This is a genomic window from Nonomuraea sp. NPDC059007 (genome assembly GCF_042740555.1).
Taxonomy (GTDB): domain Bacteria; phylum Actinomycetota; class Actinomycetes; order Streptosporangiales; family Streptosporangiaceae; genus Nonomuraea.
In genome coordinates this window covers 39682-59608 of the sequence record NZ_JBHYJD010000003.1, presented here as the reverse complement: position 1 = coordinate 59608, position 19927 = coordinate 39682, and the positions used below count along the sequence as shown (strand labels likewise).

Annotated in this window: 19 protein-coding genes; 11 read left to right on the top strand and 8 right to left on the bottom strand. The window is 73.1% G+C overall.

Annotated features, from left to right (window positions below):
• Positions 1-7 precede the first annotated feature (7 nt).
• A complete protein-coding gene (locus tag ACFWY5_RS05585; RefSeq protein WP_379630633.1) occupies positions 8-1054 on the top strand; it encodes a LysR family transcriptional regulator in 1047 nt (348 codons plus the stop codon).
• Here the strand turns inward: ACFWY5_RS05585 and ACFWY5_RS05580 are convergent.
• Positions 1043-2665 carry a tetratricopeptide repeat protein gene (locus ACFWY5_RS05580; RefSeq protein ID WP_379630632.1) on the bottom strand — a complete coding sequence of 541 codons (1623 nt, stop codon included), beginning with the start codon at positions 2663-2665 and terminating at the stop codon, positions 1043-1045. The two genes, ACFWY5_RS05585 and ACFWY5_RS05580, sit on opposite strands and share 12 nt — an antisense overlap.
• A 145-nt stretch (positions 2666-2810) precedes the next feature.
• Here ACFWY5_RS05580 and ACFWY5_RS05575 point away from each other — a divergent pair, with 145 nt between their 5' ends.
• From ACFWY5_RS05575 to ACFWY5_RS05560, 4 genes are read left to right on the top strand one after another with little or no spacing between them, the layout of a single operon-like run.
• Positions 2811-3755 carry an ABC transporter substrate-binding protein gene (locus ACFWY5_RS05575; protein ID WP_379630631.1) on the top strand — a complete coding sequence of 315 codons (945 nt, stop codon included), beginning with the start codon at positions 2811-2813 and terminating at the stop codon, positions 3753-3755.
• Positions 3752-4495 carry an ABC transporter permease gene (locus ACFWY5_RS05570; protein WP_379612852.1) on the top strand — a complete coding sequence of 248 codons (744 nt, stop codon included), beginning with the start codon at positions 3752-3754 and terminating at the stop codon, positions 4493-4495. Before ACFWY5_RS05575 ends, ACFWY5_RS05570 begins: the two co-directional genes overlap by 4 nt.
• Entirely contained in the window at positions 4492-5256 is a 765-nt protein-coding gene (locus ACFWY5_RS05565; RefSeq protein ID WP_379630630.1) for an ABC transporter permease, read from the top strand. The genes ACFWY5_RS05570 and ACFWY5_RS05565 overlap by 4 nt, the downstream gene beginning before the upstream one ends.
• A 3-nt stretch (positions 5257-5259) precedes the next feature.
• Positions 5260-6498 carry a flavin-dependent oxidoreductase gene (locus ACFWY5_RS05560; RefSeq protein WP_379630629.1) on the top strand — a complete coding sequence of 413 codons (1239 nt, stop codon included), beginning with the start codon at positions 5260-5262 and terminating at the stop codon, positions 6496-6498.
• A 30-nt stretch (positions 6499-6528) separates the two neighbouring features.
• On the opposite strand, the gene ACFWY5_RS05555 is transcribed toward ACFWY5_RS05560, so the two are convergent.
• From ACFWY5_RS05555 to ACFWY5_RS05545, 3 genes are all read right to left on the bottom strand, one after another.
• Positions 6529-7188, bottom strand: coding sequence for a class I SAM-dependent methyltransferase (locus tag ACFWY5_RS05555; protein WP_379630628.1), 660 nt, complete (start codon positions 7186-7188; stop codon positions 6529-6531).
• Positions 7189-7403: 215 nt separating this feature from the next.
• A complete protein-coding gene (locus ACFWY5_RS05550; protein ID WP_379630815.1) occupies positions 7404-8864 on the bottom strand; it encodes a M81 family metallopeptidase in 1461 nt (486 codons plus the stop codon).
• Positions 8865-8868: 4 nt separating this feature from the next.
• The gene (locus ACFWY5_RS05545; protein WP_379630627.1) at positions 8869-10095 is read right to left on the bottom strand and encodes an alpha-L-fucosidase; all 1227 of its coding nucleotides are present in this window, start codon (positions 10093-10095) and stop codon (positions 8869-8871) included.
• A gap of 119 nt (positions 10096-10214) precedes the next feature.
• Here ACFWY5_RS05545 and ACFWY5_RS05540 point away from each other — a divergent pair, with 119 nt between their 5' ends.
• Positions 10215-11495, top strand: coding sequence for a UDP-glucose dehydrogenase family protein (locus ACFWY5_RS05540; RefSeq protein WP_379612847.1), 1281 nt, complete (start codon positions 10215-10217; stop codon positions 11493-11495).
• Here the strand turns inward: ACFWY5_RS05540 and ACFWY5_RS05535 are convergent.
• The gene (locus ACFWY5_RS05535; RefSeq protein WP_379630626.1) at positions 11492-12799 is read right to left on the bottom strand and encodes an FAD-dependent oxidoreductase; all 1308 of its coding nucleotides are present in this window, start codon (positions 12797-12799) and stop codon (positions 11492-11494) included. The genes ACFWY5_RS05540 and ACFWY5_RS05535 overlap by 4 nt on opposite strands.
• Positions 12800-12810: 11 nt before the next feature.
• Positions 12811-13635 (bottom strand): tryptophan 2,3-dioxygenase, encoded by an 825-nt coding sequence (locus ACFWY5_RS05530; protein ID WP_379612845.1) that lies wholly within the window; start codon positions 13633-13635, stop codon positions 12811-12813.
• 123 nt (positions 13636-13758) lie between these two features.
• On the opposite strand from ACFWY5_RS05530, the gene ACFWY5_RS05525 reads away from it, so the two are divergent.
• The 5 genes from ACFWY5_RS05525 (at position 13759) to ACFWY5_RS05505 (ending at position 18262) form a co-directional block, all read left to right on the top strand.
• Positions 13759-14187: an Lrp/AsnC family transcriptional regulator gene (locus ACFWY5_RS05525; protein WP_379612990.1), complete on the top strand. Its 429-nt coding sequence runs from the start codon at positions 13759-13761 to the stop codon at positions 14185-14187.
• Between the two features lie 61 nt (positions 14188-14248).
• Positions 14249-15154, top strand: coding sequence for a siderophore-interacting protein (locus tag ACFWY5_RS05520; protein ID WP_379630625.1), 906 nt, complete (start codon positions 14249-14251; stop codon positions 15152-15154).
• Positions 15151-16176, top strand: a complete 1026-nt coding sequence (locus ACFWY5_RS05515; protein ID WP_379630624.1) for an iron-siderophore ABC transporter substrate-binding protein — start codon at positions 15151-15153, stop codon at positions 16174-16176. The genes ACFWY5_RS05520 and ACFWY5_RS05515 overlap by 4 nt, the downstream gene beginning before the upstream one ends.
• Entirely contained in the window at positions 16173-17234 is a 1062-nt protein-coding gene (locus ACFWY5_RS05510) for a FecCD family ABC transporter permease (protein WP_379612842.1), read from the top strand. The genes ACFWY5_RS05515 and ACFWY5_RS05510 overlap by 4 nt, the downstream gene beginning before the upstream one ends.
• Positions 17234-18262: a FecCD family ABC transporter permease gene (locus ACFWY5_RS05505; protein WP_379630623.1), complete on the top strand. Its 1029-nt coding sequence runs from the start codon at positions 17234-17236 to the stop codon at positions 18260-18262. Before ACFWY5_RS05510 ends, ACFWY5_RS05505 begins: the two co-directional genes overlap by 1 nt.
• An 80-nt stretch (positions 18263-18342) precedes the next feature.
• Here the strand turns inward: ACFWY5_RS05505 and ACFWY5_RS05500 are convergent, their stop codons facing one another.
• On the bottom strand, positions 18343-18792 hold the full coding sequence (locus ACFWY5_RS05500; RefSeq protein WP_379612840.1) for a hypothetical protein: 450 nt from the start codon (positions 18790-18792) through the stop codon (positions 18343-18345).
• An 11-nt stretch (positions 18793-18803) separates the two neighbouring features.
• A complete protein-coding gene (locus tag ACFWY5_RS05495; protein WP_379630622.1) occupies positions 18804-19889 on the bottom strand; it encodes a DUF6745 domain-containing protein in 1086 nt (361 codons plus the stop codon).
• Between the last annotated feature and the right edge of the window lie 38 nt (positions 19890-19927).

The following is a 19927-nucleotide window of genomic DNA, read 5'->3' as shown; positions in this document are numbered from 1 at the left end:
TAGTGGCATGTCCGCGCCCTTACCCGAGCTGGTGCCGCCCGACGAGCCGCTGGCCCTGCTGCTGAGCTGCCCGCCCGCGCTGCTCGACACGAGCCTCGACCAGCTCAGGACGCTGGCCGTGGTCCGGCGGACGGGCTCGGCGCTGCAGGCGGCGCGGCTGCTCGGCAGGGAGCAGTCCAGCGTGCAGAAGCAGCTCGACAGCCTCAACCGCACCTACCAGGCGCTCTGCGGCGAGGTCCTGGTCAGCAAGCGCGGCAGGGGCAAGGACTTCGTGTTCACACCCACCGGCGAGAGCCTGGTCGAGCGGGCGCAGGAGGTGCTGGCCGAGCTGATGGACGACGTGCACGCCGGCCGGCGGCGCATCGGCACGACGCTGACCGTGGGCACGACCGAGTTCACGCTGTGGATCCTGTCGCGGGCGTGGGATCGGGTGGCGGCGGAGTTCACGCGGCGCGGCGTGGAGTTCCGGCTCGTGCACGTGCGCACCAAGGACTTCTGGCCGCGCCTGGACGAGGGCCGCGTGGACCTGCTGTGCGGCAGCGTCGTCACCCCGGTCGGAGCGCCCGCCGCCCACGACGCCTACGACGTGCTCGAATGGCGCCGCGGCAGCCCCGTCCTGCTGACCAACCTGCCGCACGAGGACCTGCCCGGCCCCTCGGCGCCGGTCAGCGCGCTCGCGAAACTGCCGCTGGTCGTGCCGGGCAGCGGGCTGATCGCCGATTTCCTGACGCGCTGGTTCGGGCCGGCCTTCCGCGAGCGCCTCACGATCGCCGCGGAGATCGAGGACGTCCAGTACGGCCTCGCCCTGCTGCGCTCCCGCCTGGCCAGAGGCTGCATGATCGTCACCCGCACCCTGGCCAGACGCGTCGCGGAAGGCGGGTCGCTACGCGTCGTTGACCTGGTGCACGACGTCGAGTCCAAGGTCGAGATGGTCTCCGCGGTGTTCACCAGGAAGGGCGAACGCGAACGCTACGCCCCGGACCACCCGCTGAACCTCCTGTGGGAGGCCCTGCGCGAGGAGACCGCCGAGACCGGGCACCCGTCAGTTCGCTAGCGCGGCCAGCCTGCGGCTCGTCTCGTACGCCTCCTGACCCCCGGCCTCGTCGCCGTGGCGGGCGCGTACGTGCCCGATCTGCTCGGCCGCCTCCACCACGTCGCGCGCGAGATCGCCGGCCACCTGCAGCACCCAGCCGAACGCCCCCTCCGCCTGCGCCGGGTCCCGGTGCAGCACCCACAGCAGGCAGGCGGCGGCGGGGAAGGCGTCGCGGGCCGTACGGGGGACGGTGCGCCAGGCGGCTTCGGCCGCGTCGAGGTCGCCGTGCCGTGCCGCCAGCACGCCGAACAGCACCCACGCCCTCGGCTCCAGCTCGGCCTGCCCCACCTCGCGCAGCCGGCCGATCCCCGCCTCGGCGCCCTGCCTGCCCGACTCGATCGAGAACAGGAACCCGGCATGGGCGGCGCCCCACGGCGCGTGCAGCGGATGGCCGCTGTCCATGGCCAGCTCGAACTCGCGCAGCGCCGCCTCACGCTCGCCCTCCGCCAGCAGGTTCGCGCCCCTGGAGAGGGAGTCGGCCGGGTCGAGGAGGCTGAGCCGTTCCAGCATGTCGTGGGCCTTGGCCTGGTCCTCGGGCCCGCCGACCCGTACGGCCAGCCGCCAGGCGGTCTCGGCGCTCTGGAGGTCGCCCTCCCTGGTCTCCAGGATGCCGAGGTTGACCGCGGCCTTCCCGCTGAACATCGGCTGCTGCCGGGCCACGGCGTCCTGGTAGGCGCGCCGTGCGCCGGCGGCGTCGCCGTTCTCCTCCAGGAGGGTGGCGAGGTTGAACAGGCCGCCCGCGGCCGCCATCGGGTCGGGACCGGCGGCGACGCGGCGCAGCTCGGCCAGACCGGCGTCGAGGTCGCCCAGCTCGCGCGCGAGCAGCACCCCGATGTTGACGGCCGCCATGGAGGCCGCCCAGCCCTCGCCCCGCTGCGCCTGCCTGAGCACGGCGATCGCCCGGTCGTGCTGCCCCCGGGCGCTGAGGATGGACGACAGGTCGACCGCCGCCATGGGGCCGTAGCGGGGGTGCCCGGTGGCGATCGCGCGCTCCAGCGCCGGCACGGCCTGGCCGGGCTCGCCCGCCAGCGCCAGCGCCGAGCCCAGGTAGGCGAGGCCCTCGGCGGCCAGGTCGGGGATCGGCGACTCCGTGGCCTGGCCGAACGCGTGGGCCGCCGCCCGCAGGTCGCCCTCCGCGACCCACATCCGGCCGCGCGCCAGCGCCGCGCGGCCGATCACCTCCTCGGCCGTGGCGGGGCTGGTGCGCGGCTCGACGTCGTGGCGGGCGAGCACCTCGAAGTTGTCGCGCGCGATCTTCGCGACCTGCCCGGCGCCGTGGTCGGCGGCGTGGCGCCACGCGGCCTGGGCGGTGGCCATGTCCTCGTCGACGAGCACGTCGCCGATGCGCAGCGCCGCGTGCGGGGCGAGTTCGGGCTCGCCGCCCTCCACGATGAGCGAGAACCAGTCGAGCGCGTCGGCGTCGTCGCCCTCGGCGAACAGCGTCTCCGCGCACTCGGCCAGCATCTCGGCGCTCTGCCGGTCGCCGGACATGGAGGCCGCCATGGTCAGAATCACGATGTTGAGACCGCTGTCCGGCGGCAGCTGGGGGACCCTGCCGATTCTTCGCGTCAATGCCTTGCCTTTCCTGCGCTCCGATCAAGAACAGAGTGCTTTCTACCAAGAGGTATGGACGAAATGGCCGAATTTCGCGGTAATGATCGGAGGATCATTCGGAGTTATCCGCCAGACATTTCGCCGAGCCAGAGGAGAACCCACGGTGACAGCCCGTCTGACCGCCGTCGTCGCCTGCTTAGTGCTGACGGCCTGCACCGGTCCTGATACCGTCCGGCATTCGCCGGGACAGCAAAAAGCCGATCTGGTGATCGGGGTCCTGCCCATCATCGACGTGGCGCCCGTGTATATCGCCGACAAACGCGGCCTTTTTCGGAAGGAAGGGCTCAATGTCAAGATCGAGGTCCTGGGCGGCGGCGCCGACGCGCTCCCGCGGCTCATCGGCAAGAGCATGGACATCTCCTTCGGCAACTACCTGACCTGGTTCAACGCCCAGGCCGGCGGCCTGGCCGACCTCAAGGTCGTGGCCGACGGCTACCACACCGGCAAGGGCACCCACCGGATCGTCGCCGCCAAGGACTCGCCCATCCGGACCCTCGCCGACCTGTCCGGCAAGAAGATCGCCGTCAACGCCCTCAACTCCGTCCCGAGCCTGCTGGTCCGCCGGGCCGCCGGGGAGGCGGGCGTCAAGCTCGACGACAAGCGCGACTTCGTGGCCGTGCCGTTCCCCGAGATGATCCCGGCGCTGGAGAACAAGCAGGTCGACGCCGCCTTCCTGGGCGAGCCGTTCGCCGGCGCCGCGGCGGCCAAGGGCATGACGACCGTGGCGGAGATCCCCGCCGGCTTCCCCGTCGCCGGATACGCCGCCACCGCCGCGTTCGTGAAGGACAACCCCGACACCGTCGCCGCCTTCCAGCGCGCCATGGCCGCCGGGGCCCGCATCGCCGCCGACCGCGTGGCACTCGGCGAGATCCTGCCCACGTACGTCAAGGGCCTCAACCCCGCTCCCGGGGGCCTCGCGATCGGCACCTACCCGCAGGCCGCCGACGCGGCGACCCTTCAGGGCGTCTCCGACACGATGGCCAGGCTCGGCTACTTCGGCGGCAAGCGGCCGGTCAGGGCGGCCGATCTGATCACGCCCGCGCGGTGAGGCGCGTGCTGCTCGGCGCGGCCGGCTTCCTGCTGCTCGGCCTCGCCCTCCAGGCGGCCGCCGCGGCGGGCGTGCCGGGCGCGGTCGACGTGCTGCGCGCGGGGGTGGACCTCGGGTCCGATCCGGGCTTCTGGACCCAGCTCGCCGGTACGGCGGGCACCGCGCTCCTCGGCGTCCTGATCGCCCTGGCGCTGGCCGTACCGGCGGGGCTCGCGCTCGGCTGCCTGCCCGCGCTGGAGCGGCACGCCCGCGTGGTGATCGAGTTCGCCCGGCCGGTGCCGTCCCTGGCGCTCATCCCGCCGGCCATCCTCATCCTCGGCCCCGGCCTGCCGCTCAGGGCCGGGCTCGCCGCCTACGCCTGCGCCTGGCCCATCCTGTTCAACGCGCTCTACGGGGCGCGCTCCGCCGATCCGGTCGCCGTCGACACGTTGCGGGCCTTCGGGTTCCCCTTTGCGGCGATCGTGGCCAGACTGCATCTGCCGAGCGCGGTGCCGTACGTGGTGACGGGGGTGCGGCACGCGGTCGCGGTCGCGCTGATCGTCACCGTGGGGGCCGAACTGCTGGCGGGCGGGTCGGCGGGGGTCGGGACGTTCCTGCGGGATCTGGCCGGTGGGCCGGGCAACCGGGCGGCGATGCTCGCCGCCGCCGTCTGGACCGGGGTGCTCGGGCTGGCGCTGAGCCGCCTGCTGGTCCTGGCCGAGCGTACGGCGCTGCGGCGGTTCGGGCCGGCGGCCCGGTGAGGCGGTGGTGGGCGGCGATCGTGCTGGCCGCGCTCTGGGAGGCCGGTGCCCGGATGGCGGGGCAGGCGTACTATCCGCCGCCGTCGGGGATCGTCGTGGCGGCGTGGGAGCTGTGGTTCTCCGGGCCGCCCGCCCGGCTGTTCCTGACCGACGAGGCGCTGGAGGACTTTGTGCCCAGCCTCGCGCACCTGCTGAGCGGCTGGGCGATCGCCGGCCTGGCCGGGGTCGCCGCGGGGACGCTGGTGGGCCGCTCGCGTACCGCCTCCTCCGTGGCCGAGCCGGTGGTGCACCTGCTGCGCTCGATCCCGCCGCCCGCTCTGGTGCCCCTGTTCGTGGCGCTGTTCCAGTTCGGCGCGCCGATGCAGATCGCCACGATCGCCTGCGGGGTCGTGTGGCCGGTGCTGATCAGCACGATGGACGGCGTCAGGGCGGCCGACCCGGCCCATCTGCAGGTGGCCGCGGTCTACCGGCTCAGCCGGGGGCAGCGGCTGCGGTTCGTGGTCGTGCCGTCGGCTGCGCCGTACATCGCGGCGGGGCTGCGGATCAGCCTGCCCGCCGCGCTCGTCCTCATGGTCCTGGCCGAGCTGGTCGGGACCACCGGCGGGATCGGCCACCGCCTGATCTTCGCCCAGCAGTCGCTCGACCCGCCCCAGATGTGGGCGGCCGTCGCCGTTCTCGGCGCCGTGGGATACACGCTGAACGCGGCCTTCCTCGCGGCCGAGCGACGGCTGCTCGCCTGGCACCACCACACGGGAGGATGACCCATGCACGTGCTGATCGCCGGAGCCGGAATCGGCGGCCTGACCACCGCGCTGAGCCTGCACGCCGCGGGCCTGGACGCCGTGCTCGTCGAGCAGGTCGCCGACCTGCGGCCGATCGGAGCCGGCATCAACCTGCAGCCGCACGCCGTCAAGGAACTGTCCGAGCTGGGCCTGGCCGGCGACCTGGAGGCACGCTCGGTGGCCACGGCCCACATGCGCTACGTCGACCGCCACGGCAACATGATCATGGACGTGCCGCGGGGGCGGGCGGCCGGGTACCGCTGGCCGCAGTACTCCATCCACCGCGGGCGGTTGCAGATGCTCCTGCTCGACGCCGTACGCGCCAGGCTCGGCCCCTCCGCGCTGGTCACCGGCAGGGCCGAGCGCTTCGAACAGGACCGCGACCGGGTCCGGCTCCACCTGGACGACGGCCGGGTGCTCGACGGCGACGTGCTCGTCGGATGCGACGGGCTGCACTCGGCGGTCCGGGCGCGGCTGCATCCGGGGGAGGGGGCGCCGCTCTGGAACGGGGTGCGCATGTGGCGGGGGACGGCTGCGGCGCAGCCGTACCTGGACGGGCGGACCATGATCGTGTCGGGGGCGAACGAGGTCGGGAAGTTCGTCTGTTACCCGATCGGCGACGGGCTGGTCAACTGGGTAGCCGAGCTCAGGACCGGCACGCCGGGACCGGTGGCCCGAGCCGGCTGGAACGTCACCGGCCGCCACGAGGACGTCCTGGAGCACTTCGGCGAGCGCCGCTTCCCGTGGCTCGACGTGGCGGGACTCATCGCCCGCTCGCCGCAGGTGTGGGAGTTCCCCATGGTGGACCGCGACCCGCTGCCCTGGTGGACGCGCGGCCGGGTCACCCTGCTGGGCGACGCGGCGCACCCGATGTACCCGATCGGCTCGAACGGCGGCTCGCAGACCGTCGTCGACGCCCGCGTCCTCGCCTACCACCTGGCCACCACCGCGAGCCTCGCCGCCTACGAGAGCGAGCGCCGCGCCAAGGTCAACCGCCTGGTCGAGAACCACCGGCGGATGGCGGTCGAGGAGATCCTTGACGAGATCGCCCGGCGCGCCCCCGGCGGCTTCGGGCACATCGACGAGGTGCTGAGCGCCGAGGAGCGGGCCCGGCTGCACGGCTTCCACGCCCGCGTCACCGACATGGAGGTCGCGGAGCTCAACGCCGCCAGGTCATGGACGGTCGCACCGACGGGTACGGCACGCGCCCCACGACCGTGACCCGATCGTCGCGTGCGGTGCGTGCGGGGGTCAGGACGGCGGGCTGACGGCGGTGCCGAGGACGTGGCTGACGTGCTGGAAGGTGAAGCGGTCGAGGTCTTCGAGCACGAAACCCGCCGCCTGGATCGCGGCGACCGGGTCGCGGCTGGGACGGCAGCCGCCGCTGGCCCGCGACCAGAGCGGGCTGACCAGCGCCTCGGTCAGGGCCAGGACGGGGTTGGCCGAGCGGACATGCTCGTAGAAGCGCAGCCGGCCACCGGGGCGCAGGATCCGGCGGGCCTCGGCGAGCGTACGTTCGGGGCGGGCGCAGCAGCACAGGGTGAGCGAGTGGACCACGGCGTCACAGGAGCCGCTGTCCAGCGCCACCCGGGCAGGGTCGCCGCCGACGATGCTGACCAGAGCGGGCACCTCGTCCGCCACCCGCTCCGCCGCGGCCCGCAGGAACGGATCGGGTTCGACCAGGACGATCTCCTGGACCTCCGGGGGGTAGCAGGTGAGCTTGACCCCGTCACCGGCGCCGAACTCGACCACCCGGCCGGTGAGCCCGGACATCAGTCGTGCACGCTGGGGCGTCGGCCGGAACGCGGCGCCGCGGCCCGCGCAGACCGGGCGAGGGTGGTGGAACTGCTCCATGCCGCGACCGATGTCGGTCCTGCTGTCGGGAGGACGATCAGAGGCGATAGCCGTCATGCCTCCACTATCGGCCCACACCCCCCGCATACGGCCCGCCGGCCATGAAATCCCCATGCCCAACCCCTCAATCCTGACGCCCCCTTGACGCCCCACGGGTGAGCGAGGGGCGGTGGGGGGCTCTCGCCGCATGAGGTCGCCCCGTGTCCCGCGGGGTCATGCCCTCGCGGGACCACGGGGGATCGGGGACCCGGGCGTGGGCGGTCGGAGGGGTGTCAGCGGGGGCGTTTCAGCAGGGCGGGGGTGAGGTCGGGGGCGGGCACGGCGGGGTCGAGGGGGTGGATGGGGCGGGTCAGGCGGGTGTAGGGGAGAGCCGGCAGGTCCTGGCTCACGCCGCCCGGCGTGAGGGCGAGGATCGAGGCGGCGGCGGCCCGGTGCAGGTCGGGCTCCAGGTAGCCGATCTTGATGGCGGTCAGGTCGTGCCGCCACGGGTCGAGGTCCAGGTCGGTGAGGTCCTGCACGAGGTGGTACGGCTTGCGCCGCGTCGTCAGCACCGCGTGCACGCCTCCGGCCCGGACCACGGCCAGGTCGCCGCCCACCGGGTCGGCGGGCCGTACCGCGTGGACGGTGCCCTTCAGGTGCACCGGTGGGTCGCCGGAGTAGACGCCGCCCACCCGCACGGACACCTCGCCGCCGACGCCCGCCGCCACGCAGGCGGCCACCGCCGCGGGGTCCACGCAGGATGCCCAGATCGCGCTCTTCCCGCCGCCCGCCAGCGCGGGGGCGGACAGGAGGTCGGACAGGAAGAACGCCGCGTCGCCCGAGCCCCCGGCCGTGGGGTTGTCGCCGGAGTCGCTGATGAAGTACGGGCGGTGGGGTGAGGACAACGCCTGTTCGATGGCGGCGCGGGGTGGCAGGGCGGGCATGGCGAAGGCGAAGTCGTCGCGGGAGCGCCACAGGGCGCCGGCCAGTTCGGTGGTGGCGGCGGTGACCGCCTCCGGACAGGTGCCGGTGGTCAGGATGTTGACGCTGGAGCGCGGGGCGTCGGCCCAGGCGTAGCCGATCCAGATCGAGGCGTCCAGGACGCCGGGGCGTCGCTCGATCTCCGGCAGGCGGGCGTAGATCGCGGCGGCCGGGTCCAGGCGGGTGCTGGTGCGTTCGCCGGGCAGCAGCAGCGGCAGCCGTACCCAGGAGCGGACCACGTCCAGGTCCTCCGCCAGCGCGCGGACGAGCAGGCGGCAGGCGCGCTCGCGCGTCTCCTCGACGTCCACGTGCGGCGCGGTGCGGTAGGCGGTGGGCAGGTCGACCAGTTCGGCGAAGCGGCGCGACACCTGGCCGTGCAGGTCCATGGAGGCGGCGATCGGCGCGCGGGGGCCGACGACGTCCCTGACCGCCGCGGCGAGCGCGGCCTCGGCGTCGTCGCGGCCCTCGACGTGCATCGCGCCGTGCAGGTCCAGATAGACGCCGTCGAACGGCCCCGCCGCCCGCAACCCGGCGAGCAGTTCGGACTCCAGCCGCTCGTACGCCTCCCGGGTGACCTGGCCGCCCGGCAGCGCACGGGCGACCAGGATCGGCACGAACTCCACCCGGACCCCCGCCACCTCCTCAGGCCACCGCCCAGAGTCCTGACAAAGAAACGGATAACGCGAAAAATCGTGCCAAAGGGTGAAGTCTCGGTAACCAGTGCGGTGTGCGCTGAACGTGCTCGACTCTGTGCCGATGCCGCAGATCGCCACGCGCCTAGTCGCGGGTGTGGTCACGGTAGACCTCCAGCTCCCCGTCCAGCCGGACCTCCAGCACCGTGCACAGCGGATCGAGGTCGGAGTCGGCCAGGAAGACGTACTCCCATCCGGGCACCTCGTTCAGCCCGCCGAACCGCTCGTGCCGCAGCTCACCGGCCCCGCCCAGCACGCGTACCGAGGTGACCTTGTTGCGCACCCCGCGCAGCACCACGAACTCGTTGGGCCGGTCGAACACGAACAGGTACAGCGTCCGCCGGTCGGCCGAGACCGTGCTGGCCCCGTTGAAGTGGCCGGGCGGCAGCCCGCGTCCCGTCGGGTAGACCGCCTCGGCCCGCGGCCGGATCCAGTCGCCCAGCTCCCGCAGCCGCGAGGCCTGCTCGGGCGTGATGGTCCCGTCCGCGCGCGGCCCCACGTCGAGCAGCAGGTTGCCCCCGCCGCCGATGGTCTCGGCGAAGATCCGGACGAGCTGGCGCACCGACTTGTGGTTGGTGTCGTGCCCCTGGTAGCCCCACGAGTCGTTGATCGTCAGGCACAGCTCCCAAGGACCGGCCGGCGGCTCGATCGGCACGCCCTGCTCGGGCGTGGCGTAGTCGCCCTCGCCCTGCATCCGCCCGTTGATCACGACCCCCGGCTGCCGGGCGAGCAGTTCCTCGCGCAGCTCGCTCATCCGCCAGGTCGCGGCGTCGCGCTCCCAGTCGCCGTCGAACCACAGCAGGTCGGGCGCGTAGCGCTCCTGAAGCTCCCGCAACTGCCCCCGGTGGAAGGCCAGGAACCGCTCCCACGCGGCCGGATCCTCCTTGCCCGGCTCCGGGTGGGCGAAGCGGTTGTCGCCGGTGCCCACGCTGGCGTAGTCGGGGTGCGACCAGTCCAGGTGCGAGAAGTACAGGCCCGCGTGCAGCCCGCGCTCGCGCATCGCGCGCACGTACTCGCCGACGAAGTCGCGTCCGGTGCGCAGCTCCGACCACGCCGTCGGCCAGAGCGCGAAACCGTCATGGTGCTTGGCGGTCAGCACCGCGTATCGGGCACCCGCCGCGGCGAACAGATCCGACCACTGCGCGGCGTCGAAGCGGTCGGCGGTGAACCCGTCCACCTGCTTCATGTAGTCGTCGTACCTGACCCGCCCGTCGAAGAACGACCACGATTCGGCCACGCCGTCGACGGCGTAGATGCCCCAGTGAACGAAGATCCCCAGTTTGGCCTGGGGGAACCACGACTGTATCGCCATGACTGGAAATTTCGCCTTTCATCGGATGTCTGTGGGACCACTATAGAAGCACCCCTCACCCCGATTTCCTGAGCCTGGTCCTGTTCGGGCACTCTTGCGGGTGAAGAGGTGAGGAAGAGATGCGAAAGATCGCAGTATTCGGGGCCGGTTACATCGGCCTGGTGACCGCCGCGTGCCTGGCCGAGCTCGGCCACACCGTCGCGGTCCGCGACATCCAGGACGAGCGCATCCGCCTCCTGAACGCCGGGCGGGTGCCGATCCACGAGCCCGGCCTGGGCGAACTCATCGCGGCCAACGCCGGACGCCTCACCTTCACGCTGAGCGCCGAGGAAGCCCTCGCGGGCACCGAGATCGTGTACGTCTGCGTGGACACCCCGCCGACCGCGGCGGGAGACGCCGACCTGTCGCGCGTCTGGTCGGTGGTCGAGTCGCTGAAGGGCGCCGAGCACCTGAAGGCCGTCGTGGTGAAGAGCACGGTCCCGGTCGGCACCGGCGCCAGGGTACGGGCGGTGCTCGACGAGAGCGGCCTGGCCCACGTCGGCTACGCCTCCAACCCCGAGTTCACCGCGGAAGGCCAGGCGGTGGCCGACTTCATGCGCCCGGACCGGGTCGTCGTCGGCGCCTCCGACGAGAGCGTGATCCGGCTCGTCACCGAACTGCACGAAGGCGTGGCGGGGCCGGTCGAGGTGATGGACGTGGCCTCGGCCGAGATGGTCAAGCTGGCCAGCAACGCGATGCTCATGACCAGGATCAGCTTCATGAACGAGATCGCGGTGCTGTGTGAGCTGACCGGCGCGGACGTGGAGCAGGTCTCCAAGGCGGTCGGGCTGGACCACCGGATCGGCCCGCACTTCCTGCGCGCCGGCATCGGCTGGGGCGGCAGCTGCTTCCCCAAGGACTCCGAGGCGCTGAAGCAGCTCGCCAGCAACACCGGCCACCACACCCAGCTGCTGAACGCCGCCATCGAGGTGAACAACCTGCAGAAGCGGCGGGCCATCCAGAAGCTGAAGGACGCGCTCGGCGGCCTCGGCGGCACCAGGATCGCGGTGCTCGGCATGACGTTCAAGCCGGGCACCGACGACATGCGCGAGGCGCCGAGCACCGTGCTGGCAGCGCGGCTGCTGGCCGAGGGCGCCAAGGTGACGTGCTGGGATCCGCTGGCCCCCGACGGGCAGCCCGAGCCCTGGGCGTCAGCCGTACGGCATGGCAGCCCGCAGGAGGCGCTGGCCGGCGCGGACGCGGCGATCCTCGCCACCGCCTGGCCCGAGCTGCGCGACGTGCCCTGGGCCGACGTCCGCGACACCATGCGCAGGCCGGTGCTGTTCGACGGCCGCAACCACCTCGACCCGGCCACCATGCGCGCCCTCGGCTACACCTACATGAGCGTCGGACGCCCCTAAGCCCCGGAGCGTCGCACCGCCCCGAACACCAGCGCCGCCGCACCCAGCGCGCCCAGGGCGGCGAGCGCGCCGAGAACCTGCTGCTGGCGGCGGACCCGGCGGCGCACCCGCGCGTACGGGACGGTGGAGAAGGAGATCAGCTCGTAGCGCGAGACGTAGCGGCCGGGCAGCGCCTCCTGCAGGGCGTGCTCGGCCCGCCTGGCCAGCCGGTAGACGGGCGAGGCGACCTTGTCGCGCATCTCGACGAAGTTCGCCAGCGCCATCTCGGCGATCGCCTCGGTGTCGGCCCGCCGCGCCCGCTCGAACCTCGGCAGCGCGCGGCCCCAGTCGTCGCCGGTCTCGTCCAGGCAGCGGTCGAGCACCACGACGTCCTCGAACGCGCAGTTCGCGCCCTGGCCGTAGAAGGGCACGATCGCGTGCGCCGCGTCGCCGATGAGCCCCACGCGCCCGCCCGCCTGCCACGGTACGGCCCGCACCGTGCCCAGCCGCCCGACGGGGTTGGCCGCGAAGTCGTCCACCAGATCGGGAATGAGCGGGACCGCGTCCGGATACACCTCGCCGAAGTGCCGCGCGATCGCCTCCGGTGAGTCGAGCGCGTCGAAGTCCTCGTCCGGCCAGAACAGCGTGCACGTGAACGAGTGGTCCGGGTTCGGCAGCGCGATCATCATGGAGGTGCCGCGCGGCCAGATGTGCAGCGCGCCCGGGTCCATCGCGAACGCGCCGTCCCGCGCCGGGATCGTCAGCTCCTTGTAGCCGTGGCCGAGGAAGTCGGTGCGCTCGCGCAGTCCGGCGTGCTCGGCCAGCCGCGCCCGTACGGCGGAGCCGGCCCCGTCCGCGCCGAGCACCACGGCCGCCTTCTCCTCCTGCCCGCCGTCGAAGCGCATGGTCCCGGTGGCCGGGTCCAGCCCGGTGAGCCGGTGCTCGAAGCGGACCTCGGCGTGCCGTTCGGCGGCGTCCAGCAGGGCCGCGTTGAGCCGGGCCCGGCTGATCGAGTTGATCGAGCGGAGCCCGTCGGAGCTGTAGAGCTGCAGGTCCAGCTCGCCCCGCACCGGGTGGATCAGCCGGCCGCGCATGGGCAGCGCCTCGGCCATGACCTGCTCCTCCAGGCCGATGCCGCGCAGCGCCGACAGCCCGCGCTCCGACAGCGCGAGGTTGATCGAGCGGCCGCGCTCGGCGCCCTCGGCGCGCGGGTCGGGCCGCCGTTCGTACAGCGTGACCCGGTGCCCGCGCCTGGCCAGGTAACAGGCGAGCAGGCAGCCGGCAAGACCGGCGCCGACGATCGCGACCTCTGGGGAACCTGCCACGGGAAAACTCCTCACATGAAGGTGCGGGCGGTCCACAGCTCGGGGAAGACGGTCCGGGCCATGCTGCGCTCCAGCCAGACGAGCCCGGCCGAGCCGCCGCTGCCGGCCTTGGCGCCCATGGCCCGCTTCACCGACTGCAGGTGGTGGTAGCGCCAGTCGCCGAAGCGCTGGGCGACCTCGGTGAGCGCCTCGCCGAGCAGGCGCAGGTGGTTGTCGGGGCCGGTGTCGGCGTAGATGGTCACCCAGGCCTGCACGACCTGCTCGGGCTCGCCGGCCAGGCCGCGGCGGCGCAGCAGTTCCAGCGTCTCGTCCCACAGCGAGGGCGCCTCGAAGCTCGCGCGCAGCTCGGCGTGGATCTCGGGCTGGCCGCGGAAGGGGCGCATGAGCTGCTCGGACTTGAGGCCGAGCGTGAACTCCAGGTGCCGGTACATGGCCGACTGGAAGCCGGAGCCCTCGCCGAGCAGGTCGCGGAAGCGGTTGAACTCGGCCGGCGTCATCCAGCGCAGCCCCTGCCAGGAGGCGTTGAGCGCCTCCAGGTGCAGCGCGGACCGGCGCAGCGGCGCCAGCGACGCCCAGACGTCGTCGCCGGCCAGGAGGTCCTGGGCGTGGCGCAGCTCGTAGCGGATCAGGCCGAAGTACAGCTCCATGACCTGGCTGACCATGAGGAAGGACATCTCGCCGGGGTCATCGCTGAGCGGGGTCTGCAGGGCGTGCAGCGTGCTCGCGCGGACGTAGCGGTCGTAGGGCGCCTGCCGGTCGAACTCGAGCGTGGGCGCGCCGCCGTTGGCCTGGGCTCGCTCCTGCCGTTGGAGTGCGGTGATCGGGGTGACATCCATGGGGCTCATGATGCCCGCGCGGGGCCCGTACGTGGAATGACGATTCAACGGCCTTTAGGGTGTTCCACCAGGCGGATGGTGCCTGATTTGGGCTTCTGGGTTTCGGTGGTGAAAGTGGACGAGATGGATTGGCTGCTGCTGCGTGAGCTGCAGGCCGACGCGCGGCTGTCCTTCAGCGAGTTGTCGCGGCGGGTGCACCTGTCGCCGCCCGCGGTGGCCGAGCGGGTGCGGAAGCTGGAGGAGGCCGGGGTGATCGGCGGCTACCGGGCACACGTGGACCCCCGGGCGGCGGGGCGCGGCGTGGTGGCGCTGGTCACGATGTCCTGCTACGGGCCGGGGTGCGTGCTGCGGCACCCGGACGCGCTGGACTCTCCCGACATCTTCGAGGTGCACCGGGTCACCGGCGGGGCCTGCTGCGTGCTGCGGGTCGCGGTCGCGACGATGACCGACTTCGAGGGGCTGATCGACCGGCTGGCCGGGTACGGCACGCCGAGCAGCTCGATGGTCCTGTCCACCCCGGTCCCCTGGCGAGCCACCCTGCCACCGAGCTAGCGGCGACGGGTGCGGTAGGTTAGCCTAACCTAAATCCCCCGTGTGATCAGTGGAGCTTGTCGTGGTTGAACCCTTTCGCTTGTTCGATGTGCGGGTGCGGGGGCTGGAGTTGCTCAGCCCGTCGTTCCTGCGCGTGACCTTCACCGGGGAGGACCTCGACCTCTTCGCCGACAACGGGTACGACCAGCGGATCAAGCTCATCTTTCCCCTGCCCGGCCACGGCCTGACGCAGTTCCCGACCGGCCCCGACTGGTTCCAGCGCTGGCGGGCCCTGCCCCAGGACCGCTGCAACCCGATGCGCACCTACACCGTCCGCAACGTGCGCCCGGACCTGCGCGAGGTGGACGTGGACGTGGTGCTGCACGGCGACGGCGGCCCCGCCGCGCGCTGGGCCGGCGCCGTCCGGCCCGGCGACGAGGTCGGTCTCTTCGGCCCCGACGCCCGCTACGGCGAGCCGCACGGCGGCCTGGAGTTCCACCCGCCGGAGGGCACTGGCGCCATCCTGATGGCCGGCGACGAGACCGCCGCCCCGGCGATCTGCGCCACCCTGGAACGCCTGCCCGCCGGCACCCGCGGCGCGGCCCTCATCGAGGTGCCGCACGCCACCGACTTCCTGCCGATCGACTCCCCGAGCGAGGTCACCGTCACGTGGCTGGCCCGCGAGGGCGGCGACCACGGCGACAAGCTCATCCCGGCCGTCGAGGCCGCCGCCGGGCGCCTGCTTCCCGACCACAAGCCCGCCGACGCCTTCGAGGACATCGACTTTAGGGACATAGACGTCGATGTCGACGAGCTCTGGGAGGTGCCGGAAGAGCAGGCGGAGGGCCCCCTCTACGCCTGGCTGGCCGGAGAGGCGGCGATGATCAGAGCCCTGCGGCGTCACCTGGTCGCCGAGCGCGGCATGGACAAGCGCGCCGTGGCCTTCATGGGCTACTGGCGTATGGGCAGGGCGGAGAACAACGCGTGAAGCGCATCATCCTGGCGCTCGCCGTCCTCCTGAGCACCGTCGCCTGCGCCCCGGACAACCTGACCGCCGCCCCGGCCACGAGTGCCCCCGCGGCGAAGGGGTTCACCCCGGTCACCATCGAGCACAAGTTCGGCAGCACCACCGTCAAGGCGCCGCCCCAGCGGGTGGTCACCGTCGGCCTCGTCGAACAGGACGCCCTGCTCGCCCTGGGCGTGGTCCCCGTGGGCACCACCGAGTGGTTCGGCGAGCACCCCGGCGCCGTCGGCCCCTGGGCCAAGGACGAGCTGGGCGGCGCGGCCGTACCCCAGGTGCTGAAGGACACCGGCACCGGACCGCAGGCCGAGAAGATCGCGGCGCTGCGTCCCGACCTGATCATCGGCCTGTACTCCGGGCTGACCAAGGAGCAGTACGCGACGCTGTCGCAGATCGCCCCGACCGTCGCCCAGCCGAAGCAGTACATCGACTTCGGCATCCCGTGGCAGGAGCTCACCAGGACGATCGGCTCGATCGTCGGCAAGCCCGCCGAGGCCGACACGATGGTCAAGGGCGTCGAGGCACGCTTCGAGCAGGTCAAGAAGGACAACCCGGCCTTCGTCGGCGCCGGCGCGCTGATGGTCAGCATGTACGAGGGGTACTTCGTCTTCGGCAGCCAGGACCCGCGCAGCCGCCTGCTGGCCTCGCTCGGCTTCACGCTCCCGCCCGACCTGGACAAGGTGATCGGCGACAAGTTCGGCGCCAACATCAGCCGCGAGCGGCTCGACCTGCTCGACCGGGACGTCCTGATCTGGAGCGTCACCAACGCCGACAAGGACGTGGCCGCGCTGCGCGGCGACGGCGTCTACAAGAACCTCAAGGTGGCCAAGCAGGCCCGCGAGGTGTTCGTCGTGGACGGCACCGACTTCGCCGACTCCGCCTCCTTCATCACGGTGCTCAGCCTGCCGTACCTGCTGGACCGGCTGGTTCCCATGCTGTCGGCGGCCGTCGACGGCAAGCCGGAGACCAAGCCAGAACCCTCCTCGTGAGATCGGCCGCGCTGAAGCCCGGCGCGGGGCTTCAGCCCGCGGCGCGCCTGGGCCGCGGCGCCATCCTGCTCGGAGTGCCGATCGCCGGGCTCGTGGTGCTGTGCGCGCTGTCGCTGTCGGTCGGCGCGCGGGCGATCCCGCTCGACCAGGTCGCGCAGGCGCTGACCGGCGGCGAGGTCACCAAGGCGGTCCACGACGTCATCTGGTCGGTACGCGTGCCGCGCACCCTGCTCGGCCTCATGGCCGGGGCGGCGCTCGGCCTGTCCGGCGCGCTCATGCAGGCGCTGACCCGCAACCCGCTGGCCGACCCCGGCATCCTCGGCGTCAGCGCGGGAGCCGCGTTCGCGGTCGTCGTCGCCATCGCCGCCTTCGGCATCGGCTCGCTCTACGGCTATGTCTGGTTCGCCTTCGCCGGCGCGCTCGTGGTCAGCGTCGCCGTCTACGTGCTGGGCGGCCTCGGCCGCGACGGCCTCACCCCGGTGAAACTGGCGCTGGCCGGAGTCGCCGTCACCGTCATGCTCAGCTCGCTGACCAGCGCCATCGTGCTGGCCGACCCGGAGTCGCTGAACCGCTACCGGTTCTGGTCGGCCGGATCGCTGGCCGGGCAGGGCGCGCAGCTCATGCCGCAGCTGCTGCCGTTCGTGGCGGCGGGCATGGTGCTCGCGCTCGCCTCGGCGCCCGCGCTCAACAGCCTCGCGCTCGGCGACGACGTCGCCGTGGCGCTGGGCCGCAGGGTGGGCCTGGTCAGGCTCCAGGGCGCCGCCGCCGTGACGCTGCTGACCGGCGCCGCGGTCGCGGCGATCGGCCCCGTGGTCTTCGTCGGCCTGGTCATCCCGCACCTGGCCCGGCTGGTCGCCCGCTGGGCCGGTGGCGAGAGCGACCACCGGCTGCTGCTGCCGCTGTCGGCGGCGCTCGGCCCCTGCCTGCTGCTGGCCGCCGACGTCACCGGACGGATGATCGTCGCGCCGATCGAGGTGCAGGCGGGCATCATCGTCGCGTTCATCGGCGGCCCGATCTTCGTGATCCTGGCCCGCCGCGCCCGTCTCGCGGAGCTCTGATGACCAACCTCACCGTCCGCCTGCCCGCCCCGCCCGTCTCCTGGCAGGTGCGGATCCGGCTCGTCGCCGTCTGCCTCGGCCTGGCCGTGCTCGCGTTCCTGGCGTTCTGCCTCGGGGTGGGGCTCGGCGACATCCCGCTCGGGCTCGGCGAGGTCGTCGGCGCGCTGTTCGGGCAGGGCGAGCAGGGGCAGCTGTTCGTGGTCTGGCAGCTGCGCCTGCCCAGGGCGCTGGTCGGGCTGATGGCCGGGGCCGCGTTCGGGCTGTCCGGCGCGCTGTTCCAGACCATGACCCGCAACCCGCTGGCCAGCCCCGACATGATCGGCGTCACCCAGGGCGCGGGCGTCGCCGTCGTGGCCGGGATGGTGTTCGGCCTCGACGCCGGTCCCGGCGTCCAGGTGCTCGCCTTCGCCGGCGCCGTGGCCGCCGCGCTGCTCACCTACCTGCTCGCGTGGCGGCACGGCGTCACCGGCTACCGCGTCGTGCTGGTCGGCATCGGGTTGTCGTGGATGTTCACCAGCGCCACCGAGTACCTCATGGTGATCACCGAGGCCTTCCAGGCGCAGGCCGCGCTCGGCTGGCTGTTCGGCAACCTCAACGGCCGCACGTGGGACCAGGTGACGCCGCTCGCCCTGGCTCTCGCCGTGCTCGCGCCGCTCGCCCTGCTGCTCGGCCGCTCGTCGCGGGCGCTGCAGCTGGGCGAGGACGTCGCGGTCGTGCTGGGCACGCCCGTGCAGCGGGCCCGGCTCGCGCTGCTGGCGACGGGCGTGGGGCTGGTCGCCTTCGGCACCGCCGCCGCCGGTCCCATCGCGTTCGTCGCCCTCGCCGCCCCGCAGATCGCCCGCCGCCTCGCCGGTACGGCCTGGCCGCCCCCGCTGGCCTCCGCGCTCACCGGGGCTTTCCTGGTGCTCGCGGCCGACCTGGTGGCCAGGCGCGTCATCCCGGACCTGGAACTGCCGGTGGGCGTGGTCACCGGCGTCCTGGGCGCTCCGCTGCTCCTGTGGCTCCTGGCCAGAGCCCGCCGCGCCTGAGGTGAGGACCTGTCGCGCCTGAGATGAGAGCGCGCCGCGCCTGAGGTGGGGGCCCGCCGCGTCTGAGCGGGCCCCCACCGTTAGTCGGCGACCAGGCGGCCGCGGCCGCCGCGCCGCCAGCCGCGGTGGTCGAGCTCCCGCTGGCGGCGCACCACGTACGTGCCGGGGGCGAAGCCGCTCGCCCCGTGCTCGGGATGCAGGAGGTAGACCGGCCGGACGCAGCGGAACACGCCCAGCGCCAGGTCCATGGTGTCGCGGACGTCCCAGGTCCACACGCAGGCGCCGTCGTCGGCCACGAGCGTGTGCGGATTGCCGCCCGCGGCTCCGCGCAGGACCTCCAGCCCCCTTCCGAACACCTTCGACCAGCGGGCCGGCGGCGGGAAAGAGATGGCCACGGCCACCATGGGCATCGGGACGATCAGCAGGTCGCCCTGGGCCTGGAGGCCGTCGAGCACCGGGATGGCGACCTGCCGCTCCAGGTGGTCCAGGACGGTCAGGCCGGTACGGCGGGACAGGGTGTCGAGGTTCACGGGTTCTCCTTTCATGTGCGCCGGGCCAGCTGGGTGTAGTGATGGGCGGACAGGCCGTAGGTCCAGGCGGCCGCCGCCACGGGGTCGTCGATGAAGTGCGGGACGCCGAGGCCGTAGCGGCGCCGCCGCCCGTCGCGTTCCTCCGAGCCGTTGACGGCCAGCAGGACCCTCGGGCGGCGGCCGAGGGCGGTCGGCGGCAGGTCGTACAGCTCCAGGCCGAAGCCCGGGTTGCCGGGGTCGGGGGCCGAGGCGACCAGGCTCAGCCCGGCCTCCTCGATGTAGCGGCCCCACCCGAGGCGTTCGATGGCCAGCCGCCGGACCTCCACGTTCGGCTCCGCGGCGATCTTGCCGGGCGTGGGCCCCGTGATGACCCACTCGGGCACGACGAAGCCGTTGAGCGCGTGCACGGACCAGCCGTCGGGGAAGGTGACGGCCGGGCCGTCGTCGCCGTGCAGGCGGCCCTCGCGCAGGCGGATCGACAGCGGGCGCTCGGCGATCACGCACCGGTCCTCGAGCGGCCACCACCAGCCGCAGGACCGGGCCAGCTCGGCCCACGGCTCGAGCTGGGCGGTCAGGGCGCCGTAGCGGAGGCCGCCCACGCGCCGCCAGGCGTCGTAGTGGGCGATCCAGCAGGCGTCGTGCTGGCCGTACCAGGTGAGGCGGTCGGCGAGGGGGAGCGCGAGGCGGAGGGGAGTGCACACGCCGTCGCGGACGGTCTCGCGCAGGGGATCGCGGACGACGGCGTCGAGCGGGTCGGGGCCGCGCGACGGCCAGCCGGGGTCCCAGACATGGCCGACGTGCTGGTCGAGGGCGTGGCGCAGGGTGGAGACGAGGGTCGCGAGGCGTTGCGCGACGGACAGTTCGGCGGCCGTGTTCAGCCGGCCGAAGGCCTGGACGGGCATGCCGCGTGGCACGTGGTTCAGCGCGGCGGCGGGGGAGTCGGTCCAGACGAACGCGGGCGCGGGACGGCCGAGCCGTTCGTACAGGGAGGTGATGGCCGCCTGCGCGGCGGGCCGGTCGGCGGGCCGCGTGGACAGTGCCCAGCCCAGCCATTCATCGTGGATGTCGGCGGCCACCGGCCGCCGCTGCTCACTCACGGAGCGAGGGCGCGCACGCCCTTTCTGATGACGATCAT